This window comes from Mycobacterium sp. TY814 (assembly GCF_030755175.1).
Lineage (GTDB): Bacteria > Actinomycetota > Actinomycetes > Mycobacteriales > Mycobacteriaceae > Mycobacterium.
Genome location: NZ_JAUFRY010000002.1, coordinates 1,205,484 through 1,232,071, shown reverse-complemented (window position 1 = coordinate 1,232,071; position 26,588 = coordinate 1,205,484). Strand labels below are relative to the sequence as shown.

The following is a 26,588-nucleotide window of genomic DNA, read 5'->3' as shown; positions in this document are numbered from 1 at the left end:
AGCCGTGCCCCGTCGGGCTGACGTTCCTTGCATCCGGTGTGGCCGGCTGCTGCCGACGTACCGCGACAGTGCGCCGCCGGATCGGCGCCGCTGCGGCGCGTGCGTGAAGGCCGACGCGGCGCCGTGGAATCACGGCACCCGGACCGGATACGAGCGGGAGCGCTGTCGCTGCGACAGGTGCCGCGCTTGGGCTGCGGCTGAGGCTCGGGCCTACCGGGCTGCGTACCGCGAGCGCACTGGTACCGGCTTGCGCTCGAAGTACGGCCGCGGCACGCGGGACACGATCGCCGCGACGCCGAACGGGTCGAGCGACTGAGCGACAGCGGAAGCGACTACTGGACCAGAGAGTCGAGCAAACCGGCGCCGTCCGGCCCGCTCGGCATCCGATCGCTACTCTCTCGGAGTGGCATCGTCGTTCCTGCTGATAATCGGTGACTCCCGCGGGCTCGCGTGGATATTGCGGGAGCGAAAGATGGCGCTCCCCGCGCGAAGTCGCGCGGCCGATATCGACGAAGGTGACGAATTGTTTTTCGTGACCACGCGCAATTGCTTTGGGAATCCGTCTCGTGACCGCAGTCGGATAGTCGGAATCGCTCGCACCGGGTCCGCCGTGGCTCGGTTGGAGAAGCCGCTGAAACTCGCCGGCCGGACCTTCGATCGCGGCTTCGATCTCGACATCGAGACGCTGGCACCGTTCCGTGTCGGAGTCGAGTTGCCGCCGCTTGTGGAGGAATTGGACGCGTTCCCGAACAAGCGCGCGTGGTCGTGGTTCATGCGTCGGCCGGCGCTGAGGGTCTCGACCAACGACGCCCGCATGCTGCGCCGGCTCGTCAAGCCCGTCGGCGACAACCCCGATGATGTGATCCCGGCCTACCTTGAGTGGATCGACGCCCGCCCGAATTCGCATCCGAAGCGCTGACGGGTCACGAAGCGTCCGGCATCAAATCTCACGCCAGGAGAGTTCGTTACCGGGCTCATCGAGGAACCAGCAATACGTCCCGCTCGCAATGTCTTTCAGGCGCCGGCGGATCGTTGGTGCGTTGCGGCTCGCGAACGCGGACAGGAATTGCAGCTGCTCGGGCGCGATGTACTGCTCGACGGCCCACGCGATCAGATTCTCCTTACGCGTCTCGTTGATCTCGCCGTCCGTCGCGACTGCTTCGATGATCCAGAACGTCGCCGGCGTCACGCCGACGTCGACCACGATCGCGTCGGGCAGCACGGACGAGACGTTGATCGAGATGCCGATCTGAGCCAACACGGCCTGATCGACGACGTACAGCTTGTCGCCGGACTGGCTGATGGCGAGCACGACCGGCTGCGCGAGCCGCGCGGGCGCCCACTGCTCGATCACGCCCTTGAGGATCATCGACGACACGCCAGGGTCGAGCACCCGAGTTCCGTAGCCCGGAAGCTGCACGGTGACTTCGTGCTCAGCCTTCGCCAGCTGGGCTGCGTGGTGCAATTTCAGTTTCGCGCCGGGGTTGAGGTGTGCGTCTTGCCAGTCGGCGATCGCGGCGTCGAGCGCGTCGCCGTCGAGCGCGGGATCGAAGAGGTCCGCGAACGATGCGGCCAGCGCCCAGCGGGGCAAGGAACTGCTCGTCGCAATGCCCGTTCGCACCCGCGCCGCGGCGTTCTCGCGCCACTTCGGCCAGATTTCATCGCGCAGCGTCTCGCGCGAGTTGTCCGCGTACCAGGGATGGTGACCGTCGCCCCACTCTTGGGCCAGCTGCTCGATCCGCTTCTTGCTGACCGCCGCGCCGCCGGCGTAGGCCAGGCGCTCGTCGTCGCTGGCGTGCGCGTAGATCGTGTCGGACATCCACAGGACCGTCGAGGGCCTGCTCCACACGTTCTCCGGTTCCGGGTCGCCCTCGTCGGCGACGACCGAGCCGACGTAGATCATCGCGGCGACGCCGGCAGCGGCGAGCGGACTCGACAGCACCGCATCGAACGCTTCGGGAGGGAAGACCTTCACCAGCCGTTCGCGCACTGATTCGCGATCGAGGACCGGGCGTAGCGTCGTCACGACGTCACCGGCCGATACGCGCGAGCGACCGCGGCGTCGAACTCAGCGTCGCCAAGGTCTGCCCATCCGGTCACGACGTCGGGGTCGGGCAGCGGCAGGGCTTCCAGCTCGTACGCGCTCACTGCGACGCTGCCGGACAGGCACCGAAGAACACGGTCCGTCGTGACGGTCGCGAGCAGGCGGGCGAGCAGTTCGGCGGGAACCGCCTGCGACTGGCCGCGGGCAGCGCGGATGACGTTCACGTGGTTCTCGACGACGACACGACCGCCCCACTCGGCGAGCACGTCCGCGGTCAGGTGAGCGGTCACCAGCCGGCGCGTCTGCTCGGGCGCCGTCGTGCGCTGCACCAGCACGGCCGGCTCGGTCAGCACCATCACGTCTTCATCGCTGCCGCGCAGCGTCAGGTACCGCGTCGAGTCCCGCGCTGCGTCGCGATGGACCTTGCCGCCGTCGATGTCAGCTGCCCACAGCACCGGCACCCGGCCGGCGCCCGCGCGCGGCCCGAGGTCCGCCTTGCGCCGGTTCCACACCAGCGGGCCCGTCGACACTCGCCAGCCGACCGACCGGAGGTTCGTCCGCATGCCGATCGCCGCCGCCGCGGTCGGCGCGTCGTCGGAGTGGCGGGGCAGCAGCCACGGCAGGACACCGCGCGGGGATCGCACCGTGGCGACCTCGCTGGTCTGCGGCCCGATCGTCGAGATGGTGACTCGGCGGACCCGCTTGCTGCTGAACGTCGCGAGGCACGTCTCTTGCAGGACACCACCGAACGATCCGCTGCGGTCAGCGACGAACGCGATCTCGCGAAGCGGCGCCTGTTCGCCGAGCACCCGGCGCAGGTTCTCGAAGTATCGGCCGGCCAGGAACGACGTCGGGACGAGCGCGGACAGAACACCGTCGCCGGCGATCGCGTCGATCCCGGTCGCCATGAACAGGCCGTACAGGTTCGCGTGCCCGTAGAGCGACGCGGCGAACCGCTCCCGCTCTTCGGGCCCGAGCCGGACGCGGCCGTACGGCGGATTCATCACGGTTGCGAGCGTCGGAACGTCGGCCGGCGCGAGCCCGTCACCGACCGCGGCCAGGGCGGGCAGCGGGCGCCGGCGCGCTCGCGGCGTGCGGGCCAGGATCGGCAGCATCTCCGAGGCAAGCAGCACGTTTGCGAGCCAGACGGCGTTCTCGTCGGTGTCGGTGCCGGCGATCACGTTCGGCAGGCCGGCGAGCGCGAGTTGCGCGTCCACGCGCGCGGCGGCGCCCAGGTGCTCGCGCAGGATCGGCAGCAGCAGCGCGCCGGCGCCGCACGCCGGGTCACGCACAAGCCCGCTGAGCGCTTGCGGGCGCTTCCACCCGAGGGCCCGCTTCGTCATCGCCCACAGGTTCTCTGCGAGCACCTTCGACGTGTAGTGCCGGCCGTGCTGCGCGCGCTCCCGCGGGTCCAGCTGGGACACGTAAAGCATGCCCAGTTCCTCGGCCGTCGCGCCGGCCGTCGTGCCGGCCAGGTTCAACGGCAGCATGCCCAGTTCCTCGGCCGCGGTGCCGGCCAAGTCCAGCTGCGACGTCGCGCCGATCCAGTCCGGCATCGCGGCGCCGGCGATCGCCCAGTCGACTTCGAGCCACTGCCCGGACAGGCCGGCCGCGCGAGCGCGAGCAGCCCACCATTCCGGGACGCCGGCCAGCACCGACGCTGCCGCCGGCGTGAGCGCGCGCGGAAGATCAGGACTCGCCGCAGCGCGGTTGAGACGCGTCGACCGCGCCGGCACGGGCTCCGGGAGCGCCGTCACCTGATTCCCCCGCCAGTCATGCGCAACATCTTCGCAAACAGGTCTGTCAGACGTGCTCGCCACACACCGACGCACCCGCGACATTTGTGGACTCGCGCGGGAATTGCCACGTCAGTCGTCTTGGCCGGCTCCGCTATATCGCGCCATCGCCGGCCCCGTCTCGATCCTCACGCGCAGCATCCGCATGTAGCCGCGCATCCACAGCTTCGGCAGCACCAGCGACTCGCTGCCGGCGTACGGGTTGGGATCGCCGGGATCGGCGACCGAGCCCGAGTAGAGCGCGAACATGTACTCGGCTCGCTTCGACACCCGCCAAGGATGCAGCCGCGCACGCCCAGAACGTCGGACCCACGCCGAGCGCGAGGACCGGGACCACGACGGCGGGCCGGCCGGCGCGCGAGCGAGAACGCGCGTCCGGCGGCGCCGCCTCAGTTCGAGCGCGACGTTCTTCCAGCACGGCTGGAACAACGGCCGGCGTGGACACGCTTTGGACACAAAATCTGTTGAAAGCGGGATATCTGGCGTGAACCGCAGTCATGTATTTCCGCAGCTAGAGCCCTCTTCGCGCCCCTGACCTGGGAGGTCTGCGGGGGTTCAGGTCCCCCCTCGGACACCAGTGTGAAGAGTCGCGTCATGGGTTACAGATTCCCCGGACGAGCAGGCTGGTAGTGACTGGGTCTGGTCCGGACCCGCTAACCCGCACGCGGTCAGATCACGCGGATGCCATCGGCTCGTCCGACTCCAGTTCAGCCTCGAAGACGGTTTCCTTCTGCAGATGGTGCGGCCGCTTGCGGACCACCGACCAGACGATTGCCAAGACGACGAACCACACCGGCGTGCATTGCAGCGCGTGAAGGGTGTCGGCCTTCTGGGTGAACGCCCAGATGACGAACGCGAAGAACCCAAGCACCGCCCAGCACATCGGCACACCGCTGGGCATCTTGGAGGTCGAGGCGCCTAGATGTCCAAGAGATTGAACACCCCCGGGGGGCCGCCGAGCCCTACATTCCGGGCGGCCGCGACACCCCCGACGAAGTTCTCAGGATGACAACGGCCGGTTCGGAAGGTAGCGTCCACCATCACAACTCAAGACGCCGTTGAAGCGCAGCGGGAGAACCTCCGCCACGGAGGCGCCGTAGGAGCAAGTTCCTCCCCGGGAATCTCTCAGGCCCCAGTACCGTAGCGCCGAGGCAACTCTGGAGAACAGCCCCGGCCCAGCCGGGACTTACCGAAGGTGTAGAGCGCATCCGGCCCGCGGGCCCGATGCTTCCAAACTCTCAGGTTCACAGGACAGAGCGGGGAGGTGTCCATTCCAGTTCGGAGAAATCCGGACTTCGTGAACCTGGAGGCACCTGGCGTGTTACCTGACGTCTCGTCGCAGCGCAACGCGGACGTTTTCTGCACCCGCCATATCCGCCCCGGCCCCACCGCCGTCGCCTGCATGCTCGAGACCGTGGGCTTCGACCGCCTCGACGACCTGATCGACTCGGCCGTTCCTGCGCAGATCCGCAGTACCGCGCCGATGGTCCTGCCCCTACGAGGCCCGGCCGGGCACGGCAGTCCGATTGAATAAGGACTTCGTAGAGCGCGCTGCGCTACAGGCGTTGTCCGACGGCGACGTCTCACGTCCCCCTTCCCGTTCTACCGGCGCGGCTGAACCGCGAAACCACTGCAAGGAGTCAGGCACGTGTCCATCCCGAATGACCGCAGTTACACCGACGATCATGAGTGGGTGATGATCGCCCCCGGCGCCGGCCTACCGGACACACCCGTGCGAATCGGCATCACGTCGGTGGCCACCAACTCCCTCGGTGACCTGGTTTTCGTCGACCTCCCCGAGGTGGGCGCCGCTGTCACGGTCGGCGAGGCGTGCGGGGAGGTCGAGTCGACCAAAACCGTCTCCGAGCTTTACCCACCCGTCAGCGGCACCGTCGTCGAGGTGAACCGGGCCGCCGCCGACGACCCCGCCGTGATCACCGCCGAACCGTACGGTGCCGGCTGGTTGTTCGCCGTCCAGCCCGACGCGGCCGGCGAGCTGCTGACCGCTGCGGAGTACGCGGAGAAAAACGGAGTCAGCGCTTGAACGCCGACCTGAGCGGCCTGCCCGCGCGGATCGCGCAGCTGGCACGTCACTTCCCGATCTACTCAAAATCAAGGGCCTAGACCGGTGACCATCAGCGTGTTCGATCTGTTCACGGTGGGCATCGGACCGTCCAGTTCGCACACGGTCGGGCCGATGCGGGCCGCGGCGCGATTTGCCGAAGAGTTGCGCGGCTCCGATCGGCTGGCCCGGGTGGCCGGTGTCCGCGTCAACCTGTACGGGTCACTGGCGGCCACCGGCGCCGGACACGGCACTCAGCCGGCCATCCTGCTGGGTCTGGACGGTCACCTCCCGGAAACCGTTCGGACCGAGGTCAAGGAAGCACGGCTTGCCGAGTTCCGTTCTGGCGCTGCAGTTCTGCTCGGCGGGAGCGTCCCGATCGCACTGCGCGAAGAGGACATGGTGCTCCATCCGCTCACAGTGCTGCCGACGCATCCCAACGGCATGCGCCTGGACGCGGTCGACGGTGACGGCAACACCATCTTCGCCGAGACCTACTTCTCGATCGGCGGGGGCTTCGTGCTCACCGGGACCGAGGCGGCCGCCACGCCGGCGGGCAGCGCAGGCGAGCCGCCCGCCGCGCTGACGTTCTCCTCCGCCGAGGAACTACTGAAACTCACCGAGACCGAGAACATGTCGATCAGCGAGGTCATGCTCGCCCACGAGACCGGTACCCGCAGTGAGACGGAGGTGCGCCAACGCCTGCTGCACATCCGCGACGTGATGGTCGAATGTGAACGCAACGGCGTCAGTCGCACCGGCATCCTGCCGGGCGGACTGAACGTGCGGCGGCGCGCCCATGACTGGTACCGACGTCTCGACGCCGAGGATCCGAACCGCGCCGCCCAATTCGCTGAGGACTGGGTCAATCTGGTCGCGTTGGCGGTCAACGAGGAGAACGCCTCAGGGGGCCGGGTCGTCACCGCCCCCACCAACGGCGCTGCCGGCATCATCCCCGCCGTCCTGCACTACGCCGTGCACTACACCGCAGCCGGCAAGGCCGACCCCGATGACACGGCGATCCGGTTCCTGCTTACCGCCGGAGCCATCGGGTCGCTGTACAAGGAGCGTGCGTCGATCTCGGGCGCCGAGGTGGGCTGCCAGGGCGAGGTCGGCTCGGCCGCGTCCATGGCCGCCGGCGGACTGGCCGAAATCCTTGGCGGCACAACGCAACAGGTTGAGAATGCCGCGGAGATTGCGATGGAGCACAGCCTTGGCCTGACCTGCGACCCCATCGCCGGACTGGTCCAGGTGCCCTGCATCGAGCGCAACGCCATCTCGGCCGGTAAGGCCATCAACGCCGCGCGGATGGCACTGCGCGGCGACGGTACGCATCTGGTCAGCCTCGACGAGGTCATCGACACCATGCGCACTACGGGTCTGGACATGAGTCACAAATACAAGGAGACCGCCACCGGCGGACTGGCTGTGAACGTCTCGGTCAACTACATCGAATGCTGAACTGGACAAGGGAAATGGCTCCCTGAGCGACGAGGCAATCGACGGGGTTCACCTTCTAGGGGGCTCGGACCGAAGCTCGGCGGGTGGGAGCGGCGAGGCCCGCGAGACGACTGCAGTCAGCGCGCGCAGCTGATTGCAGAGTTCTGCACTCAGACTCGGCGTCGTAGGCTAAACGAGGCGCGCAGTCGGGAGTGTGACATGACCCCATCGAGGATCCCATCCAGGGGCTTTCTCCGGCGAATGCCGGCTCGCAGGTACCGCGACCGCCGCGAAGCGGGTCGCGTACTGGCGGCCGAGCTGGACTCCTATCGCGGCAAACCCGATCTACTCGTGCTCGGCCTCGCTCGCGGCGGCATACCCGTCGCGTGGGAGGTCGCCGCGGCGCTGGGCGCCGAGCTGGACGTGTCTGTGGTTCGAAAGCTCGGCGTTCCGCGCTGGCCCGAACTCGCGATGGGCGCGCTGGCCAGCGGCGGCCGGGTGGTGATGAACGACGACGTGGTGTCCAGCCTGCACATCAGTGAGGACGAGGTGCGCTCGGTCATCGAGAGCGAGACGGCGGAGCTGCGCCGCCGCGAACACGCCTACCGCGGCGACCGGGCCGAAGCCGACCCGCGCGGTCGCACCGTGGTGCTGGTCGACGACGGCATCGCCACCGGAGCGAGCATGCTGGCAGCGGTGCGGGCGGTGCGGGCGGCGGGAGCTCGGTCGGTGGTGGTCGCGGTGCCAGTGGGCCCCCGCTCAGCCCGCCGCCAACTCGCCGCCGAAGCCAACGACGTGGTGTTCGCAACGATGCCGGTCGACTTCGACGCCGTCGGACAGCTCTACGCCGATTTCCATCAGATCACCGACGACGAGGTGCGGGCACTGCTGGCCACACCGGCCCGCGATGTGCCGCGGCAGTGAAAAAGAGCTACTTCTTCGAACTCTCGTCGGCCGTCGGCTCCTCGGCGGGCTCGTCGTCCTCGGCGGTGTCGCCGGCTGATCCGTCAGGAGTGTCAGCCTCGTCGGGGTAATCGACGGCGTCGAGGGGTTCGCCGTCGTCCTCGTCCTCAACGTCCTTCTCGTCCTGCTTACCCGCCTCGCGCTGCTGGCGTTCCCGCACCGCGTCGACGATCAGCAGAATGACGCCCAGGACGCTGGCGCCGATACACACCCACGCCACCAGCTCGTTGCTGGTCACCACGGCAAACACCAAGGCGACAAGCCCGATTAGGGCTAATACGAGCGCAATGATCAGCATTGGTCATCCTCCGGCCGGCGCGGTGCGACTGCCAAACCTACCAGGGCCGACAGCCCCAGAGCCGCAGCCCGCGCGCGTCCAGCCCCCCGCAGTGCGTCAGTTGCCGCGATTGAACTGGTCGAACCCGCCCGAATCGGCGCTGGAATCGACCGGGGCCGCCGACCCACGCTGGCCGAGCTCTTCGAGCTGGGATTCCAGATAAGTCTTGAGGCGGGTGCGGTACTCGCGTTCAAACGTCCGCAGCTGCTCGAGACGGCCTTCCAGCACCGTGCGCTGCTGGTTGATGGTCCCCATGATCTCGGAGTGCTTGCGCTCGGCGTCAGCCTGCAGGGCGTCGGCCTTTTCCTGCGCCTGACGCAGCTGCGTCTCCGACCGCGACGTGGCGTCGGCCAGCATCGCGTCGGCCCGCTGGCGAGCCTCGGCGACCGTGGTCTCGGCGGTATGGCGAGCCTCACTGAGAATCTGGTCGGCGTTGGCGCGGGCGTCGGACAGCATCTTGTCCGATTCCGCCTTGGCCGTGCTGGTCAACCGGTCAGCGGTGTCCTGCGCCAGGCTGAGCACCCGCGCGGCCTTCATGGCCTGTTCCTCGTTGCTGGACGACGGCGCCGCGGCCGGAGCCGCCACCGGCGCGGGCTTCACCGGCTCAGGCTCGGGCTCGAACGTCGGAACGGGCTGGGCAACGGTCGGCGCGGCAGCGCCACCACCACCGCCGGCGGCCAATTCCTGGTCCAACTCGGCGATGCGCTGACGCAGATCGGAGTTCTCCTCGATCAGCCGGGTCAGCTCGTTTTCCACCAGGTCGAGGAAGGCGTCAACCTCATCTTCGTTGTACCCGCGTTTGCCGATGGGCGGCTTACTGAACGCCACATTGTGGACGTCGGCAGGTGTAAGCGGCATTCTTTGTCCCCTCAAAGTTCCTGGACGGTCAAGCGATCTGGAGAGTCTAAAACGGTGCGGTAGCCGTCTGGCAACTGCCGCCCATCCTGTCACACCAGACTCGGCGGTTGCCGATTGGACTAATAAATAAGGAGCAATTTCAATCTCTAAGGCAAATAAATCACATTTCTTAGAAGAGAAAAATCACGCGCATCCCACTTGTCGCCGAATCGTGGCCGAACCGTCTCCTAGCTACATTCCGTCCGTGGCAGAAGGACGCTACGCCGCAGCGCTGAACGCCAACTGCATCCCGATGAATGCCACGAGCAACAACACCAGGATGGACAGGTCCAAACGAACCGCGCCGATGGTGATCTGCGGGATCAGTCGGCGCAGCAACTTCACCGGCGGATCGGTGATCGACATGATGATCTCCAGGATCACCACCGTCGCACCCGTCGGCCGCCAGTCCCGGCTGAACGAGCGGATCCACTCGATCACGACCCGCGCGATGAGCAGCAGCCAGAAGGTGAACAGCGCGAAACCAAGGATCTGAAAGAACAGCACCAACGGGAGCCCGACCTTAACGATGACGATGAGAGGAATGTCCGTCGCCGCCGCAGCGGCACCAGCAAGCCTACCGACCCGACCGCGGCGCACACATCGCAAGGGACCGCAGGCATGCGCACAGCCCGGTCAGCCATCGTGTGGCCAACCGGGCTGTGCGGCGTAGTTTTCGCCTATTGGTAAGCGTAGAAACCGGTTTCGGCGATGCGGCGACGCTCCTCCGGCGACACGTCGACATCCGCCGGCGACAGCAGGAACACCTTGGTCGCCACCTTGTCGAACGAACCGCGCAGTGCGAAGGCCAGGCCGGCGGCGAAGTCGACCAACCTCTTGGCGTCGGCGTTGTCCATGGACACCAGGTCCATGATGACCGGGGTGCCGTCGCGGAAGCGCTCGCCGATGGTGCGTGCCTCGCTGTAGTCCTTGGGCCGCAGCGTGGTGATCTTCGACAGCGGGTGGCCGTCCTCGAACATCATCGCCATGCGGCGCGGGTCCATCGCCAGGGCGCCGCGGGTCGAACCGCGCAGCCACGACCCCAGCCGGGGCCGGGCCATGTCGGGCCGGTCGAACTCGCGGGGCTGGAAGCGAGTCTCGTCCGGGTAGCCGCCGCGGTAGCTGCTGGGCGGCGGGTAGTCCGCGGGCATCTCGGCCCGCAGGTCGCCGCGCGGGTCCCGGCGAGGCTCGTCGTATTCGCGATCGCGCCCCTCATAACGGCCGTAGTCGTCCTCAAATCGGGGCCGCGAATAACCCCGGGACGGCGTGCGGTCGTCGTAATACTCGTCGTCGTAATCCTCCATCGGAGCCATACCGAAGTAGGCCTTGACCTTGTGCAGAGTGCTCATCGTGCGACCCCTTCTAGCCTGGGATATTTGTTGTTTGTGATGAAGGTGTGACTCGAGTGACTATTCACGGTGACCGTAACCGCCGTTCGCCCATAAGCGCGGTACCGACACGCACACACGTCGATCCATGTTTGACGGCGATCTCGAGGTCTGCTGACATGCCGGCCGACAACCCCGTCGCGTTGGGGAAGGCGCTGCGCACCCGGCAGTGCTCGGATTGCAGCCGGTCAAAGGCCTGTTCGGGGTCCCAGTCCAGCGGCGGAACACCCATCAGACCGACTAGTTCGAGGGCCTGCGCCTGCTCCACTTCCTCGCAGACCCGATCCACCGCGCCGGGCTCGGAAATGTCGATACCGCCGCGCGAGGCGTCACCGTCGAGACTGACCTGAACGTAGACCCGCAGCGGCTTGCTGCGGCGCTGCTCGGCCAGAGCGCCGGCCACCGCACGGTCCAGGGCGGCCACCAGCTGCTGGCTGTCGACCGAGTGGGCGGTATGCGCCCACCGGGCCAGCGCCTTGGCTTTCTTGCGCTGAATCTGCCCGACCATGTGCCACTGCATCTGCCGGGATTCCCCTGATGCACCCAGCAACCGCGCCACCTCGGCCACCTTCGCCGACGCCTCCTGTTCCCGCGACTCGCCCACGGCCCGCACTCCGAGCCGGGCCAGGATCGCGACATCGCTGGCCGGGAAGAACTTGGTGATTGGCAGCAGTTCGATCTCGCCGACATTGCGGCCGGCCGCTTCGGCCGCCGCAGCCAGCCGCGATCGCACTGCGGCGAGCGATCGGGTCAATTCCGACTGGCGTTCGCCCTGAGCGGCGTCCTCGACCGTCATGCCGACGGTTCCATCCATACCAGCGACGCCAGCCGTCCGGTCGGCGCATCGCGCCGGTGACTGAACAGCGCCCGGTCGGCTGCGGTGCAGCGCGGGTCGACCTCGATGGACGTCACGCCCATTCGACGAAGCTGGCCGGCGATGCCGACGCGCAGATCCAGGCCCGCAGTGCCCGCGGGCGTCGTGGTGCGACTGCCGGGTAACGCGGCTTCGACCTCTGCGGCCATGGCCTCGGGCACCTCGTAGTTGCGACCGCTGACCGCGGGGCCCAACAGCGCCGAAATGTCGCCGATCTGCGCCCCCAATTCGAGCATCGCCTCGACCGTGCGGGCCACCACGCCGTGCTGAGCGCCCACCCGCCCGGCGTGCACCGCGCCGACGACACCGGCCCGCGCGTCGGCGAGCAACACCGGCACACAATCGGCTGTCACCACAGCCAACGCCAATCGCGTTGTCGCCGTGACCATTCCATCGGTGTCGGGCAGCGCCGAGGACTGCGGGCCGTCGACCACCTCGACGTGGGTGCCGTGCACCTGGTTCATCCACAACACCCGGTCGCCGGGCAGGCCGACGGCTTTGGCCAGGCGCGACCGGTTGGCCCGCACGGCAGCCGGATCGTCCCCGACATGGTCGCCCAGGTTGAAGGTGTCGAACGGCGGCTTGGACACGCCGCCCGCCCGAGTGGTGGTCACCCGGCGGATACGAACGCTCACGTCCCCAGTATCTGGATTCCGTTGCCTGTCAGACCGCATCGACGTCGGGCCATGATGTTTCGACGCCGGTTTGTCGCGCACTGGCAAGCAAATCGAGACCTCAGCGGCGCATGAAGGGCGGCACATCGACGTCGTCGTCGTCGCCGCCGATGCTCAGGGTCGCCCCGTTGGTGTGCAGCGGGACGCTGACGGCATCGACCGGTTCGAACAGCGTCGAGGTGAGCTTGCCGGCCTTGGCAGTCTCGATGCGGTGGGCGCCACCGGTTTCGTTGCCGCTGACGGCTTTCCGGCCGGGGCCGGCGTCGAAGCCTGCGGCGATCACAGTGACGCGCACCTCATCACCGAGCGAGTCGTCGATCACGGTGCCGAAGATGATGTTGGCGTCCTGATGGGCGGCGTCCTGCACCAGCGAGGCGGCCTCGTTGATCTCGAACAGGCCCAGGTCGCTGCCGCCGGCGATCGACATCAGCACGCCCTGAGCGCCTTCCATCGATGCTTCCAGCAGCGGTGAGTTGATGGCGATCTCGGCCGCTTTGAGCGAGCGTCCCTCGCCGCGGGCCGAGCCGATGCCCATCAGCGCGGTGCCGGCGCCGGACATGATGCCCTTGACGTCGGCGAAGTCGACGTTGATCAGACCCGGGGTGGTGATCAGATCGGTGATGCCCTGGACACCGTTGAGCAGCACCTCGTCGGCGCTGCGGAATGCGTCCATCAACGACACCGCGGCGTCACCCATCTGCAGCAGCCGGTCGTTGGGGATCACGATCAGGGTGTCGCAGCTCTCCCGCAGCGCGGAGATGCCGTTCTCGGCCTGGTTGCTGCGCCGCTTGCCTTCGAACGAGAAGGGCCGGGTGACGACGCCGACGGTCAGTGCGCCGAGTTTGCGCGCGATGCTGGCGACCACGGGCGCGCCACCGGTGCCGGTGCCACCGCCCTCCCCGGCGGTGACGAACACCATGTCGGCGCCGCGCAGCAGCTCCTCGATCTCCTCCTTGGCGTCCTCGGCGGCCTTCTTGCCGACCTCCGGGTCGGCGCCGGCGCCCAGGCCTCGTGTCGAGTCGCGACCGACGTCGAGCTTGACGTCGGCATCACTCATCAGCAACGCCTGCGCGTCGGTGTTGATGGCGATGAACTCCACACCTTTGAGGCCTTGCTCGATCATTCGGTTGACGGCGTTGACGCCGCCACCACCGATGCCCACGACCTTGATGACGGCCAGGTAGTTGTGTGGGGGGGTCATCATTCGTCTTCCTCCCTGATGGGCTTTCAGTTCCCCTGGTAATGCGTGGTGTGCCTGCGGTGTGTCTCCTTGCAAACCCTCAACCTCAACCATAGAGTTAGAGTTATGTCAAGTAGTTCCGCGTAACCAGAACCGTATGGGTACGACGGGCACTAGCCCTGCAGGCGCGCCGACGCGCGCCACGGATTTTTTCTTTGCGCGAGCAGACGGAAAATCGCATGGCTGAGCGCTTCTGAATGCGAGTTCGCGTCTGCTCGCGCTGCTCGGTCGCTGGCGGCTACTTGACGGTCGGCAGGTCTGGGCTGGACACGTCGTAGGTGCGCCCGGGCTGCGTCAGCAGCGCCGCCAGCTTCTCGGCCTTTTCCGCTGCACGATCGGTGGTCCCCCAGATCACCACCCGGCCGTCGGTCAGCGTCAACGTGATCGACGACACCGAGGGCGCCGCGATACGGCCCACCTCACCGGCGACCTCGGGACGCAGCGTGCTCAGCACCTTCAGCGCGGCCAGCGTGGCCGGATCGGTGGGCCCTGGGTTCTCCACGTCGATGTACGGGATCGCCGGCGGCGGCGGATCGGTGGCGAAGTCGACGCCGTCGCGGTCGAAAAGATGGGGTCCGTCCGGAAAATCCTTCACCACCACCGGGATTCGCTCGACGATGGTGATGCGCAGCGCCGACGGGTACTGCCGCTGCACCCGCGCGCTGGCCACCCGCCGGATCGCGGCGACCCGGTCGGCGACCTGGTTGGTGTTGATCTGCAGCAGTGGAGTCCCGACCCGCACCTGCGCGGCGTCGAGCACTTCCTCGCGGGTGACGACGCCGGTACCGGTGACCACGATGTTGCGGGCCGACATCGCGGGCGTGAAGTAGAGGATCAGGCCGAGTCCGACCCCGACCACCACCAGCAGCACCGTTGCGAGCAGCATCTTCAGGCCCCGAACCACCCCGCGGGCAACCGGTTTGGGCTCCGGCAGCATCGCCCCCTTCGCGCGCCGCTTGGCCTCGCGGCGGGCCTCCTCGATGGCGGTTGCCCGGGCCTGGGCAGCGCGGCGTTCGGCGCGTTCCCGCCGGGCTCGCCGCCGCGGGCCCTCGAAATCCTCTGCCTCTTCCTCAGATTCGGGCGGGGCGCCGCCCTCGGTGGAGATCGGCTCCGTCGCCGCCTCGCCGGTGACAGAGTCCTCGGGAGCATCGCCGGCCAGGTCGGTGGGCCGAGCCCCGGGTGCGTCGGGGTCCGGTTCGCTCACTGGGGTGCTTCCCGACCGGGTGCACCGCGGTTGGCCCGCATCCGCAGTGCGGTGACGATTTCGGGTCCGAGCAGCGTCACGTCGCCCGCGCCCATCGTGACGATGACATCGCCCGGTTCGGCGGCCCCGGCCAATTCCTCGGCCACCGCGGAGAAGTCAGGCAGGTAGCGCACGGGCGCGCTGACATGTTCGGCGACGGTGGCGCCGCTGATGCCGGCCAGTGGCTGTTCGCGCGCACCGTAGACGTCGAGTACGAAGACCTGGTCGGCACCGTCCAGAGCGTGCCCGAATTCCTGCGCGAAAGCTTTTGTCCGGGAATACAAATGGGGCTGGAAGACGACGAGCGAACGACCGCTGCCACTCTGCTGGACCACGGAGCGGACCGCCGCCAGCGTGGCGGCGACCTCGGTGGGGTGATGGGCGTAGTCGTCGAATACCCGCACCGAATGAGCGGTGCCGACGAGTTCGAAGCGTCGCCGCACTCCTTCGAAGGCGGCCAGACCGTCGAGCACCTCGTCGACGGGCGCGCCGATCTCGATCGCGGCCAGCAGCGCCGCCAAGGCGTTGAGCGCCATGTGCCGTCCCGGCACCGACAGCCGCATCACCCGCTGGTGCGGCTCGTCCGCCAATTGGATGTGGGCGACCGCCTCGGTGCCGCGTTGTTCCCACGACAACAGGCGCGCCGCGAGCGGCCCGTCCCCCGACCCGTAGCAGAGCACCCGAATTCCCAGCTCCGCTGTGCGCCGGGCCAGCGCCGCCGCACCCGGGTCGTCGGTGCACACCACCAGTGCGCCACCGGGCGCGAGCCGCTCCACGAAGGAGTCGAACACCCCGACGTACGCCTCGGTGCTGCCGTAGAAATCGAGGTGGTCGGACTCGATATTGGTGACCACCGCGACGTTGGGCGTGTATTCCAGCAGCGTGCCGTCGCTCTCGTCGGCTTCGGCGACAAAGATATCGCCGCTGCCGTGATGGGCATTGGTGCCGGCCTCGCCGAGCTCACCCCCGACCGCGAACGACGGGTCGCGACCACAGTGCTGCAGGGCGACGATCAGCATCGACGTCGTCGTGGTCTTACCGTGCGTGCCGGTGACCATCAAGGTGGTGCGCCCGGCCATCAGCTTGGCCAGCACCACGGGCCGCAGCACCACCGGAATGCCGCGGCGCCGGGCCTCGACCAGCTCCGGGTTGGTTTTGGGGATGGCGGCGTGCGTGGTGATGACCGCGGTGACGCCGCCGGGCAGCAGATCCAGCGACGACGCGTCATGACCGATGCGGATCAGCGCGCCGCGCGCCCGCAGCGCATGCACGCCGCGCGACTCCTTGGCGTCCGAGCCCGACACCATCCCGCCGCGATCCAGCAGAATGCGGGCGATGCCCGACATGCCGGCGCCGCCGATGCCGACCATGTGCACACGCTGCAGTTCCGGCGGCAGCTGTTCGGCGCTCATCGGCGCGCTCCCGGGATCCGCCCGGCAACGTCCAGCGCCGCCCGGGCCACCTGCTGCGCGGCGTCGCGGTGCCCGACCAGGGTCGCCGCCGCCGTCATCGCCGCCAGCCGGGGTGCATCGTTGAGCAGGCCGGACACCTCACGCGCCACCAGCTCCGGGGTCAGCGCCGCGTCGGCGACGATCATGCCGCCCCCGGCATTGACCACCGGCAGCGCGTTGAGCCGCTGCTCACCGTTGCCGATCGGCAGTGGCACATAGATGGCGGGCAGGCCGACGGCCGAGACCTCGGCCACCGTCATTGCGCCGGACCGGCAGATCACCATGTCGGCGGCGGAGTAGGCCAGGTCCATCCGGTCCAGATAGGGCACCGCCACATACGGCGGATCGCCGGGCTCGGGTGTGCGGAGTTCGAGCGTGTTCTTGGGTCCGTGCGCATGCAGCACAGACACCCCGGCGGCGGCCAGGTCGGCGGCCGCCGCGGAGACGGCCCGGTTCAGCGACACCGCACCCTGGGAGCCACCGAACACCAGCAGCACGCGCGCGTCGTCGGCGAAGCCGAAGTGGGCCCGCGCCTGCGCACGCAGGCCCGTGCGGTCCAGCGTGGTGATCGCCGCCCGCACTGGCACTCCGACCACCTCGGCGCGCCGCAGCCCCGAATCGGGCACCGCGGACAGAATCCGGTCGGCGGTCCTCGCGCCCACCCGGTTGGCCAGGCCCGCCCGGGCGTTGGCCTCGTGAATCACCACGGGGATGCGGCGGCGTCCCGGCCTGCCGCGAGAAGCCAGATAGGCCGGCAACGCCACGTAGCCGCCGAAACCGATGACGACGTCGGCGGCGACACTGTCGAGCACCGCGCGGGTCTCCCGTACGGCGCGCCAGACCCGTGGTGGCAGCCGCGCCAGGTCACCGCTGGGTTTGCGCGGCAGCGGCACCGGGGTGATCAGCTCCAGTCGGTAGCCGCGCTCAGGCACCAGCCGGGTCTCCAACCCGCGGGCCGTGCCTAGCGCGGTGATCCTGATCCGGGGGTCCAGGGCGGTCAGCGCGTCGGCCACTGCCATCGCGGGCTCCACATGGCCGGCGGTACCACCGCCGGCCAGCACGACCGAGAACGCACCACCGGCGGGCAGGGGACTGTCCCCTGACCCGCCGGCCGACTCCGTGACCTTGTCGTTCACCCGTAACGCTGACCTTCCAATGCACCTACGCGCCCTGTTTGGCGCCGGCCGGCGTACTGCTGGCCAGATCTATGATGCCTTTCCCGCCCGTGGCCGCTTCCCGCAGACCGCCGACTGGTGCGCGGCTGCGCCTTCGGCGGTGGCCCGGCGGCCCGCCGGGGCCGCGGCGCTTTGGGCGGCGCGGGCGACGGGCGCTTGCGATCACGGAAGGACTCGATCCGGCTGGGCACGTACGGCTCCGGCACCGGCAGCCGAAGCAGCCGGTTTACCTTGTCGTCTCGCCCGGCACGCAGCGCCGCGACGGCTTCGGGTTCGTGCCGGGCCGCGTTGGCCATGATGCCGATCATGAACAGTGTTGCAGCGGTTGACGTTCCACCGGCCGAGATGAGCGGCAGCTGCAGGCCGGTGACGGGCAGCAGGCCGATCACATACCCGATGTTGATGAACGCCTGGCCCAGCACCCACAACGTGGTGGTCGCCGTGAGCAGTCGCAGGAACGGGTCTGCGGAGCGGCGCGCGATGCGCATGCCGGTGTAGGCGAACAGCCCGAACAGCCCCAGCAGGCCCACCGCCCCGATCAGGCCCAGCTCCTCGCCGATGATCGCGAAGATGAAGTCGTTGTGCGCGTTGGGCAGATAGTTCCACTTGGCCACACCCTGCCCCAGGCCATCGCCGAAGATGCCGCCGTGCGCGAGGGCGTACTTGGCCTGGCGCGCCTGGTAACCGGTGTCCATCGGGTCGTCTTCCGGGTCCAGCCAGGATCGCACCCGGTCGGAGCGGTAGCCGGCGGACATGGCCAGCACCGCGCCGGCGGCGAACACCGCGCCCAGCGAGCTGACGAACACCCGCAACGGCAGTCCGGCGTACCACAGTAGGCCCAGCAGAATGATGCCCAGCGACACGGTCTGACCGAGGTCAGGCTGGGCGACAATCAGCCCCAGGGCGATCAGCGCGGCCGGGACCAAGGGGACCAGCATCTCGCGCAGCGACGCCCGCTCCAGGCGCCGGGCGGCCAGCAGGTGCGCGCCCCAGATCGCGAACGCGATCTTGGTCAGTTCGGAGGGCTGCATGGAGAAACCGGCGATGACGAACCACTTGCGGGAGCCGTTGGCCAGGTTACCGATGCCCGGGATGAGCACCAGGACCAGCAAGATGATGGTGACCGCGTAGCTGGTGAACGCGACGCGCCGGATGAAGCGCACCGACATCCGCAACCCGGCGTAGCAGGCGAAGAGCCCGACGATCGTCCAGAGCACCTGCTTGCCGAAGATGATCCAGGCGGACCCGTCGTTGTCGTAGGAGTGCACGCCCGACGCCGACAGCACCATGATCAGGCCCAGCGACGTCAGCAGTGCGGTGACGGCGATGATCAGGTGAAACGAGGTCATGGGGCGGCCCAGCCAGGCACCGAACGCGGTGCGCGGCCCGCTCGGATCGGCTTTCGGCGCGGTGTTTTTCTCCCCCGCGGCAGCAGGCTCTGCCTGCTCTGCCTCGTCCGCCACCTCGGTTGCGGCGGACGTCTCCCCCTTATCCCGGCGGAACAGCCGGGTCACTGCGATACCCACACCGCCTACCGGACCGCGGCGCGTACGGCGGCCGCGAAGGCGTCACCCCGTGCGCCATACCCGGTGAACTGGTCGAACGATGCGCCGGCCGGTGCGAGCAGCACCGTGTCTCCCGGTTGGGCCATCTCACGGGCCGCGGCAACGGCCGCGACCATCACATGGTCCCCGATGGTCCCACCCTCGTTATTCACTTGTGTCACATCAGCAACAGAAACCACACCAGTCGCATGCATCTCAACATCCTCGCCTGTAACAACCTGTACGACGGGGACATCGGGGGCGTGTCGTGATAACGCCTCGGCAACCTCGGCGCGATCCCGCCCGAAAAGGACCGCTCCGACCAGGTGCGACGCGATGCGGGCGACCTCCGCATCCAGGGATGCGCCCTTGAGCAGGCCGCCGGCCAACCAGACGACCCGGGGGTAGGCCAGCACCGAGGCCTGGGCGGCGTGCGGGTTGGTGGCCTTGGAGTCGTCGACGTAGGTGATGCCGTCCGCGACGGTCACCTCCTCGCAGCGGTGCCGGCCGAGCCGGAACGAGGCGATGGCCGTGGCGATCGCCTCGGGCGCCACATCGACCGCCCGCGCCAGCGCCGCGGCAGCCAGCGTGTTGAGCACCCCGACCGGGCCCGGCACCGGAATCGACGTGACCGGCAGCAGCGGCAGGTCCTCGGCGAACGCCCGGTCGACCAGCTGCCCGTCACGCACGCCGAGCTCCCCCGGGGCGGGTTCACCGAGCCGGAAGCCCACTCGAACGGCCGCCGGGGCGGTGTCCCGCAGCGCCGCCGCCCGGCTGTCGTCCAGGCCGACGACAGCGACCCGACCGGTGAGCACCCGGGCTTTGGCGGCGGTGTAGGCGGCCATGGTGTGATGCCAGTCCAGGTGATCCTCGGCGATGTTGAGCACCACGCCCGCCTCCGGCCGCAGCGACGGGGCCCAGTACAGCTGGAAGCTGGACAGCTCCACCGCCAACACGTCGGCCGGCTGGTCCAGCACATCGAGCACCGGGTCGCCGATGTTCCCGCACAGCTTGCTGCGCAGTCCCCCGGCGATCAGCATGTCGTGCAGCATCGACGTGGTGGTGGTCTTGCCGTTGGTACCGGTCACCACCAGCCACCGGCGCGGCGGCCCGAAATGACCGGCTGCATCGAGCCTCCAGGCCAGCTCCACATCGCCCCAGATCGGCACCCCGGCCGCGGCGGCGGCGGCCAGCACGGGGGTGTCCGGCTGGAATCCGGGACTGGTAATCACCAGCGCGTACCGGTCGATCTGCGCAATGGCAGTCGCCGGGTCGGCGGTCGCGACGCCGGCCGCGGCGTGCGGGGCCAGCATCGCGGGGTCGTCGTCGCACAGCGTCGGCACGGCCCCGAACCGGGTGAGCGCCGCCAGCACCGCGCGGCCGGTCACCCGGGCGCCGGCGATCAGGACGGGCGCACCCGGCGCCAACGGGTCTATGTCAGGCACCGATCGTGGACAGCCACTCGCCGTAGAACAGGGCGACGCCCAGGCCGCAGCTGATCGCGGTGAGCAGCCAGAACCGGATGATCACCGTGGTTTCCGCCCAGCCCCCCAGCTCGAAATGGTGATGGAAGGGGGCCATCCGGAAAACCCGGCGCCCGGTGGTGCGGAAGGCCAGGATCTGCAGCACCACCGAGGTGACCTCGGCGACGAACAGCGCCCCCAGCACTACGGCCAGGATCTCGGTGCGGCTGGTCACCGACAGTCCAGCGATGATGCCGCCCAGAGCCAGCGAGCCGGTGTCACCCATGAAGATCTTGGCCGGCGCGGCGTTCCACCACAGGAACCCGATGCAGGCGCCGGCGGTGGCGGCGGCGATCAGCGCCAGGTCCAGCGGGTCGCGCACGTTGTAACAACCCAGGCCGGGCGCGGTGACGCACGCGTTGCGGTACTGCCAGAAGGTGATCAGGACGTAGGCACCGGTCACCATCGCCATGCAACCGGCGGCCAGGCCGTCCAGCCCGTCGGTGAAGTTCACCGCGTTCGACCAGGCGCTGACCACCACCACGCAGAACAGCACGAACAACCCCGGGGCGAAGGTGACCGTGGCGATCTCGCGCACGTAGGACAGGTCCGCACTGCCCGGTGTCAGGCCGGCGTTGTTGCGGAACTGCAGCACCAGCACGGCGAACAGCACCGCGGCGGTGATCTGCCCGACCGTCTTGGCCGTTTTGTTCAGGCCCAGGTTGCGCGACCGGCGGATCTTGATCAGGTCGTCGATGAACCCGACTCCGCCCAGGGCGGTGGCCAGTCCGAGCACGCACAGACCCGACGCCGAGATCCCTTCGCCGTCGAACGCCAGCCCGAACAGGTGGGTGCCCAGGTAGCCGGCCCAGATGCCGGCCAGGATCGCCACCCCACCCATCGAGGGCGTACCCCGCTTGGTGTGGTGGCTGGGCGGGCCGTCCTCGCGGATCTGGTGACCGAACCCCTGCCGGGTGAACAGCCGGATCAGCGCCGGAGTCAGCAGGATGGACACGGTCACCGCGATGGCTACGGCGATCAGAATCTGCCTCACGGGCGCGTCGCTCCCTTGCCGGCTGTGTCGTCGACCAGCGCGTCGGCCAGCGCTCCCAATCCGGCCGAGTTGGATGCCTTCACCAGAACCACATCTCCGGGTCGCAGCTCAGCGCGCAACAGGGACAGGGCGGCGGCCGCGTCGTCCACGTTGACGACCTCCTCCCCCCACGAGCCCTCCATCACCGCACCCTGGTGCATGGCGCTCATCGACCTCCCGGTTCCCACGACAACGAGTCGAGACACATCTAATCGCACCGCGAGCCGGCCGATGCGGTCGTGCTCGGTTATTGCATCCTCGCCGAGTTCGGCCATCTCACCCAGCACCGCCCAGCTGCGCCGCGGATGATCCTCGCCGTGCGCGATCCAGGCAAGAGCCTGCAGACCGGCCCGCATCGAGTCGGGGTTGGCGTTGTAGGCATCGTCGATCACGGTGACGCCGTCCGCACGGGTGGTCACGTGCATGCGGTGGCGCGACACCGGACCCGCCGCCGCGAGCGCTGCCGCGATCTGTTCGACGGTCCCGCCACACTCCAGCGCGACGGCGGCCGCGCACAGCGCGTTGCTGACCTGATGGTCGCCGAAGACGCCGAGGCGAACGTCGGCTTCTTCGGCCCCCGCGTGCAGGGTGAACTGCGGCCTGGCCAACTCGTCGAGCGACACCGGCCCGGCCCACACGTGCCCGGTATTGGGCCCGGAATTGCGGCTCACCCGGACCACCCGGGCAGCGGTCACGTCGGCCATCGCGGCCACCATCGGGTCGTCGGCGTTCAAGATGACCACGCCGGACGGCGAAACAGATTGTGGCAGTTCGGATTTAGTTTGGGCAATGATCTCGCGGGAGCCGAACTCACCCAGGTGCGCGGTACCGACGTTGAGCACCACGCCGATAGACGGGGTCGCGATATCGGCCAGCGCGGCGATGTTGCCGGGGTGGCGCGCCGACATCTCCAGGATCAAAAAGTCGGTGTCCCGGGTGGCCCGCAGCACGGTCCAGGGGTGACCCAGCTCGTTGTTGAACGACCCGGGCGGCGCGACCACCTCACCCAGCGGCCGCAGCACGGCGGCCACCAGGTCCTTGGTGGACGTCTTGCCCGACGAGCCGGTGATCCCGATGATCCTCAGCCCACCGGCCACCAGGTCGGCGGCCACCGCCTTGGCCAGTTTGCCCAGCGCGGCCAGCACCGCGGCGCCCGAGCCATCTGCGTCGTGCTCGAGCACCGAGGCGCGGTCGTCGGCCGCCGCCTGCGGCTGCACCACGATCGCCGGCACCCCCACCGGCCGGGCGGCGAGCACCGCCACCGCGCCGGCGGCCACGGCCGATACGGCGTGGTCGTGCCCGTCGGCGCGCGCGCCGGGCAGGGCGAGAAACAGTCCGCCCGAGCCGACGGCGCGTGAGTCGAATTCCACCGTTCCGGTGACGCGGGTGGCCGCGGCACGCTCCGGGGTGATGTCGGCCAACGTGCCGCCGACGATGTCGGCGATCTGGGCCACGGTCAGGTCGATCACGCTCGGCCTTTCACGGCGTCGAGGGCGGCCGCGAGTTCGAACCGGTCGTCGAATGGCCGCACCTCGTCGGCGCTGCGCTGACCGGTCTCATGGCCTTTGCCGGCGATGAGCACCACGTCGCCTTGACCCGCCCAGGCGACCGCGTGCCGGATCGCCTCGCGCCGGTCGGCGATCTCGACCAGTTCGGCTGTTGTGCCGGCTTCTTTTGCGCCGGAGAGGATTTCACTTCGGATAGTGGCGGGATTCTCGCTGCGCGGGTTGTCGTCGGTGACGACGACGAGGTCGGCGAGTTCGGCGGCCACCGCGCCCATCGGCGCGCGCTTGCCCGGGTCACGGTCGCCGCCGGCGCCGAACACCACCGCCAGGCGGCGGCCGGGCTGGGCCAGGGTGCTGAGCACCGCGCGCAGCGCGCCAGGTTTGTGCGCATAGTCGACCAGCGCGAGGAAATCCTGGCCATGGTCTATCTGTTCAAGGCGCCCCGGTACCCGGGTATGCCGCAGACCCGGCGCCGCCTGCGCCGGCGAAACCCCGACTGCATCCAGAATCGCCAGCGCAACAAGGCAATTGGCGATGTTGTAGTGGCCTGGCAGGCTGATGCCGATGCGGTGTTCGGCGCCGGTGGGATCGATGGCGGTGAATTCCTGGCTCGCCGGTCCGGTGGTCTCGACGTCGACGGCGCGCCACTGGGCGGGTTGGCCGGTGACGCTGACGGTGACCGGCTCAGCGGCCCGGGCCGCCATCGCGCGGCCGGCCTCGTCGTCAACACACACCACGGCGGTGCGGGCGTGCAACGCCGAGGCGGGGTCGAACAACAGCGCTTTGGCCTCGAAGTAGTCGGCCATGGTGGGGTGGAAATCCAGGTGGTCGCGCGACAGGTTGGTGAAGCCGCTGACGGCGAACTCGGTGCCGTCGACGCGGCCCAGGGCCAGCGCGTGACTGGACACTTCCATCACGACGGTGTCGACACCCTGCTCGGCCATCGCGGCGAACAGCGCCTGCAGTGCCGGAGCCTCGGGGGTGGTGAGCGCACTGGGGATGTCGACGCCGTCGATGCGGATGCCGATGGTGCCGACCAGACCGGCGACGCGGCCGCCGGCCCGCAATCCCGCTTCCACTAGGTACGTCGTGGTGGTCTTGCCCGATGTGCCGGTGATGCCGACGACGGTGACCCGGTCGGAGGGCCGCTCGTACACGCTCGCCGCCAGTCCGCCGAGCACGCTGCGCGGTGCGGGGTGCACCACAACCGGCACGGCCGCCGCGTGAGCGCCCATTGCCGCCACCCCGTCGGCGTCGGTGAGCACTGCCACCGCGCCGCGCTCGAGGGCGTCACCGGCATGCCGGGCGCCGTGTGTGGTCGCACCGGGCAGCGCGGCGAACAGGTCCCCCGGCTGGACGTCCTGAGCGCGTAGCGTCACGCCGGTCACCAGCACGTCGGCGCCGGTAGGGGGTGCCGCTCCGATCTGCGCGGCCAGCGTGGCCAGCGGTACGCCGACGACGGTGCGGGGGCGTAGCCCGGTGGGCGTCGACTCCGCCACGGGCACCACCTCCGTCCGGCCGCGGATGTTCCAGAGATCGCTCGGCCTTGACACCCTACCCAGAGGCAACCGGTCGCCACGCAGAGCCGCGCCCGCACACGGCGGCGGCGGTCACCGATCGGTACCGCCCCGCGGGGGCGGCTGCTAGCGCAGCGCCATCTGCGCCGGCGATGTCGCCGGACTCAATCCGCGCGGGCAGATCCGCCCACCCCGGTTATGACACGCCGTTGTCTCCGTTCGCACCGAGCAGCAGGCCGCCGGTGCCGCCGGTGCCGGCGGGTCCACCGTTGAAGCCATTGCCGCCGTTACCGCCGAAGCCGAAGAACGTCCGAACGAAGGAGCCGTTGGTGGACGCCCCGATATCGCCGCCATCGCCGCCGGCGGCAGTCGGAACGTTGTTGTTGCTGGGTCCGGCGTTGCCTCCGTTGCCGCCGATACCGAGGGTCAGCAGGCCGCCGGCGCTGCCGCCGTCTCCGCCATCGCCGCTAGCTGCAGTAATGCTGGCGCCACCGTTACCGCCTGCACCGCCGACGCCCAGGCCGGCGACTAAGACGCCCTGGCCGCCGGTGCCGCCGGCGCCGCCGGGCCCACCCAGGCTCGTCCCACCGGCACCACCAACGCCGCCGAAACCGGCGCCGAACACCGCGGCGCCGATGCCGCCCCCACCTCCTGCACCGCTGATTGCCCCGACGTTGCCGGCGGCGCCGCCCATGCCGCCACTGCCGCCGGCACCCACGCCGAAGACCGCCGCCGCTGTACCACCGAGACCGCCCGCACCCCCGCCGGCCTGGGCGAAGCCACCCAAACCTCCGGCACCTCCCTGTGCGTACCCGAACAATCCCCCCGCGATACCACCCGCACCCCCGGCCCCACCAACGCCGGTGGTGGTGTCAATAACCGCACCGCCGGCGCCCCCAGCCCCGCCGAGACTGAAGAAATTGCCGCCCGCAGCGCCGCCGGCACCTCCGGCACCACCGCCCAGACCGGCAAAGCCCGTCCCACCGGCGCCACCCGCGCCGCCGCTACCGATAAGCACACCGCTGCCGGCACCGCCTGCACCACCGGCGCCCCCGCCGGTGAAGCCGTAACCGCCCGCTCCCCCGTCACCCCCGATCGCCACGAGTCGTCCACCGGCACCACCACTGCCACCAACCCCGCCAAAAGTGAAGTTGGAGTCGCCACCAGCACCGCCGTGGCCACCCCAGCCGATGAGTGAGGCGCTGCCGCCGGCGCCGCCCGCGCCGCCGCTAGCGGTGAGGCCGGTTCCTCCGGCACCGCCGGCACCGCCGTTACCGATCAGCCACCCCCCGCTTCCCCCGGCGCCCCCGTTCCCGCCGGCTTTGCCGGCGCCGCCCGCGCCGCCGTTGCCGATCAGGCCCGCGGCGCCACCATTGCCGCCGTTCGTCGGAGTGAAGAAACCGACTTCGTTATAGCCGTAGCCATCGCCCCCGTTGCCGATCAGGATTCCGCCCGCGCCGCCATTGGGGCTGGCAGCTGTTCCATTAGCTCCGTTGCCGATCAGCGGACGCCCCAGGAGCGCCTGCGTGGGCGCATTCACCACGTCGAGGATGCTATTTGCCGCCGCTTGCAAGGGCGAAGCATTCGCCGCTTCCGCTGCCGAGTAAGCACTACCGGCCGCGTTCAGGGTCGCCAGGAAATTCTGATGGAACTCTGCCGCTTGCGCACTCAATGACTGGTACTGCAGAGCGTGATTACTGAACAACGCGCTGATCGCAGCGGAGATCTCGTCCGCGCCGGCCGACAACACCCCTGTGGTGGACGCCGACGCCGCTGCGTTCGCGGTGCCTAATGCCGTGCCGATACCCGCCACATGCTGCGCCGCCGTGCCCAGCAGTTCCGGAACAGCCACTACAAAAGACATCAAAGCCCTCCTAGCGCG

25 protein-coding genes and 1 riboswitch are annotated in these 26,588 nt (G+C 69.1%); of the genes, 5 read left to right on the top strand and 20 right to left on the bottom strand.

Features of this window, described 5'->3' with window-relative positions; translation table 11 throughout:
• Window positions 1–403 precede the first annotated feature (403 nt).
• Window positions 404–919, top strand: coding sequence for a hypothetical protein (locus tag QXH22_RS19060; protein WP_074359974.1), 516 nt, complete (start codon window positions 404–406; stop codon window positions 917–919).
• Window positions 920–940: 21 nt separating this feature from the next.
• Here the strand turns inward: QXH22_RS19060 and QXH22_RS19055 are convergent, their stop codons facing one another.
• The 4 genes from QXH22_RS19055 to QXH22_RS19040 all read right to left on the bottom strand — a co-directional run bounded on the left by QXH22_RS19055 (window position 941) and on the right by QXH22_RS19040 (window position 4,741).
• Window positions 941–2,026, bottom strand: a complete 1,086-nt coding sequence (locus QXH22_RS19055) for a BsuBI/PstI family type II restriction endonuclease (protein WP_306276633.1) — start codon at window positions 2,024–2,026, stop codon at window positions 941–943.
• Entirely contained in the window at window positions 2,023–3,801 is a 1,779-nt protein-coding gene (locus tag QXH22_RS19050; protein ID WP_306276632.1) for an Eco57I restriction-modification methylase domain-containing protein, read from the bottom strand. The genes QXH22_RS19055 and QXH22_RS19050 overlap by 4 nt, the downstream gene beginning before the upstream one ends.
• 111 nt (window positions 3,802–3,912) lie before the next feature.
• Complete coding sequence (locus QXH22_RS19045; RefSeq protein WP_306276630.1) at window positions 3,913–4,110, bottom strand: hypothetical protein; 198 nt, start codon at window positions 4,108–4,110, stop codon at window positions 3,913–3,915.
• A gap of 403 nt (window positions 4,111–4,513) precedes the next feature.
• Window positions 4,514–4,741 carry a hypothetical protein gene (locus QXH22_RS19040; protein ID WP_306276629.1) on the bottom strand — a complete coding sequence of 76 codons (228 nt, stop codon included), beginning with the start codon at window positions 4,739–4,741 and terminating at the stop codon, window positions 4,514–4,516.
• Window positions 4,742–4,899: 158 nt separating this feature from the next.
• A riboswitch (glycine riboswitch) is annotated at window positions 4,900–4,991 on the top strand.
• A 146-nt stretch (window positions 4,992–5,137) separates the two neighbouring features.
• On the opposite strand from QXH22_RS19040, the gene QXH22_RS19035 reads away from it, so the two are divergent.
• From QXH22_RS19035 to QXH22_RS19020, 4 genes are all read left to right on the top strand, one after another.
• Complete coding sequence (locus tag QXH22_RS19035; protein ID WP_306276628.1) at window positions 5,138–5,374, top strand: hypothetical protein; 237 nt, start codon at window positions 5,138–5,140, stop codon at window positions 5,372–5,374.
• 114 nt (window positions 5,375–5,488) lie between these two features.
• Complete coding sequence (gcvH, locus tag QXH22_RS19030; RefSeq protein ID WP_306276627.1) at window positions 5,489–5,884, top strand: glycine cleavage system protein GcvH; 396 nt, start codon at window positions 5,489–5,491, stop codon at window positions 5,882–5,884.
• Between the two features lie 84 nt (window positions 5,885–5,968).
• Window positions 5,969–7,363 (top strand): L-serine ammonia-lyase, encoded by a 1,395-nt coding sequence (locus tag QXH22_RS19025; RefSeq protein ID WP_306276626.1) that lies wholly within the window; start codon window positions 5,969–5,971, stop codon window positions 7,361–7,363.
• Window positions 7,364–7,603: 240 nt separating this feature from the next.
• Window positions 7,604–8,266 carry a phosphoribosyltransferase gene (locus QXH22_RS19020; RefSeq protein WP_306276625.1) on the top strand — a complete coding sequence of 221 codons (663 nt, stop codon included), beginning with the start codon at window positions 7,604–7,606 and terminating at the stop codon, window positions 8,264–8,266.
• Between the two features lie 7 nt (window positions 8,267–8,273).
• Here QXH22_RS19020 and QXH22_RS19015 read toward each other — a convergent pair whose 3' ends face one another.
• The 16 genes from QXH22_RS19015 to QXH22_RS18940 all read right to left on the bottom strand — a co-directional run bounded on the left by QXH22_RS19015 (window position 8,274) and on the right by QXH22_RS18940 (window position 26,570).
• Entirely contained in the window at window positions 8,274–8,603 is a 330-nt protein-coding gene (locus tag QXH22_RS19015) for a hypothetical protein (protein WP_306276624.1), read from the bottom strand.
• A 96-nt stretch (window positions 8,604–8,699) separates the two neighbouring features.
• Window positions 8,700–9,500, bottom strand: coding sequence for a DivIVA domain-containing protein (locus QXH22_RS19010; protein WP_306240058.1), 801 nt, complete (start codon window positions 9,498–9,500; stop codon window positions 8,700–8,702).
• A gap of 258 nt (window positions 9,501–9,758) precedes the next feature.
• Complete coding sequence (locus QXH22_RS19005) at window positions 9,759–10,049, bottom strand: YggT family protein (protein WP_306240057.1); 291 nt, start codon at window positions 10,047–10,049, stop codon at window positions 9,759–9,761.
• A gap of 170 nt (window positions 10,050–10,219) precedes the next feature.
• The gene (locus QXH22_RS19000) at window positions 10,220–10,888 is read right to left on the bottom strand and encodes a cell division protein SepF (protein ID WP_306276623.1); all 669 of its coding nucleotides are present in this window, start codon (window positions 10,886–10,888) and stop codon (window positions 10,220–10,222) included.
• 64 nt (window positions 10,889–10,952) lie between these two features.
• The gene (locus QXH22_RS18995; protein WP_306276929.1) at window positions 10,953–11,723 is read right to left on the bottom strand and encodes a YggS family pyridoxal phosphate-dependent enzyme; all 771 of its coding nucleotides are present in this window, start codon (window positions 11,721–11,723) and stop codon (window positions 10,953–10,955) included.
• Window positions 11,720–12,436 carry a peptidoglycan editing factor PgeF gene (gene pgeF / locus QXH22_RS18990; RefSeq protein ID WP_306276621.1) on the bottom strand — a complete coding sequence of 239 codons (717 nt, stop codon included), beginning with the start codon at window positions 12,434–12,436 and terminating at the stop codon, window positions 11,720–11,722. Before pgeF ends, QXH22_RS18995 begins: the two co-directional genes overlap by 4 nt.
• Window positions 12,437–12,536: 100 nt before the next feature.
• Window positions 12,537–13,676 carry a cell division protein FtsZ gene (gene ftsZ / locus QXH22_RS18985; RefSeq protein ID WP_065135863.1) on the bottom strand — a complete coding sequence of 380 codons (1,140 nt, stop codon included), beginning with the start codon at window positions 13,674–13,676 and terminating at the stop codon, window positions 12,537–12,539.
• 277 nt (window positions 13,677–13,953) lie between these two features.
• Window positions 13,954–14,874, bottom strand: a complete 921-nt coding sequence (locus QXH22_RS18980; protein ID WP_306244132.1) for a cell division protein FtsQ/DivIB — start codon at window positions 14,872–14,874, stop codon at window positions 13,954–13,956.
• 41 nt (window positions 14,875–14,915) lie between these two features.
• A complete protein-coding gene (gene murC / locus QXH22_RS18975; RefSeq protein ID WP_306276620.1) occupies window positions 14,916–16,370 on the bottom strand; it encodes a UDP-N-acetylmuramate--L-alanine ligase in 1,455 nt (484 codons plus the stop codon).
• Window positions 16,367–17,545, bottom strand: coding sequence for an undecaprenyldiphospho-muramoylpentapeptide beta-N-acetylglucosaminyltransferase (gene murG, locus QXH22_RS18970; RefSeq protein WP_371934259.1), 1,179 nt, complete (start codon window positions 17,543–17,545; stop codon window positions 16,367–16,369). Before murG ends, murC begins: the two co-directional genes overlap by 4 nt.
• The gene (gene ftsW, locus QXH22_RS18965) at window positions 17,542–19,110 is read right to left on the bottom strand and encodes a putative lipid II flippase FtsW (RefSeq protein WP_306240052.1); all 1,569 of its coding nucleotides are present in this window, start codon (window positions 19,108–19,110) and stop codon (window positions 17,542–17,544) included. Before ftsW ends, murG begins: the two co-directional genes overlap by 4 nt.
• Window positions 19,111–19,115: 5 nt before the next feature.
• Entirely contained in the window at window positions 19,116–20,573 is a 1,458-nt protein-coding gene (murD, locus tag QXH22_RS18960) for a UDP-N-acetylmuramoyl-L-alanine--D-glutamate ligase (RefSeq protein WP_306276619.1), read from the bottom strand.
• Window positions 20,566–21,645 carry a phospho-N-acetylmuramoyl-pentapeptide-transferase gene (gene mraY / locus QXH22_RS18955; RefSeq protein ID WP_065047798.1) on the bottom strand — a complete coding sequence of 360 codons (1,080 nt, stop codon included), beginning with the start codon at window positions 21,643–21,645 and terminating at the stop codon, window positions 20,566–20,568. Before mraY ends, murD begins: the two co-directional genes overlap by 8 nt.
• Window positions 21,642–23,153, bottom strand: a complete 1,512-nt coding sequence (gene murF / locus QXH22_RS18950; protein WP_306276618.1) for a UDP-N-acetylmuramoyl-tripeptide--D-alanyl-D-alanine ligase — start codon at window positions 23,151–23,153, stop codon at window positions 21,642–21,644. Before murF ends, mraY begins: the two co-directional genes overlap by 4 nt.
• Window positions 23,150–24,715, bottom strand: a complete 1,566-nt coding sequence (locus QXH22_RS18945) for a UDP-N-acetylmuramoyl-L-alanyl-D-glutamate--2,6-diaminopimelate ligase (RefSeq protein WP_306276928.1) — start codon at window positions 24,713–24,715, stop codon at window positions 23,150–23,152. The genes murF and QXH22_RS18945 overlap by 4 nt, the downstream gene beginning before the upstream one ends.
• Before the next feature lie 187 nt (window positions 24,716–24,902).
• Window positions 24,903–26,570 (bottom strand): PE family protein, encoded by a 1,668-nt coding sequence (locus tag QXH22_RS18940; protein WP_306240047.1) that lies wholly within the window; start codon window positions 26,568–26,570, stop codon window positions 24,903–24,905.
• Window positions 26,571–26,588: the final 18 nt, after the last annotated feature.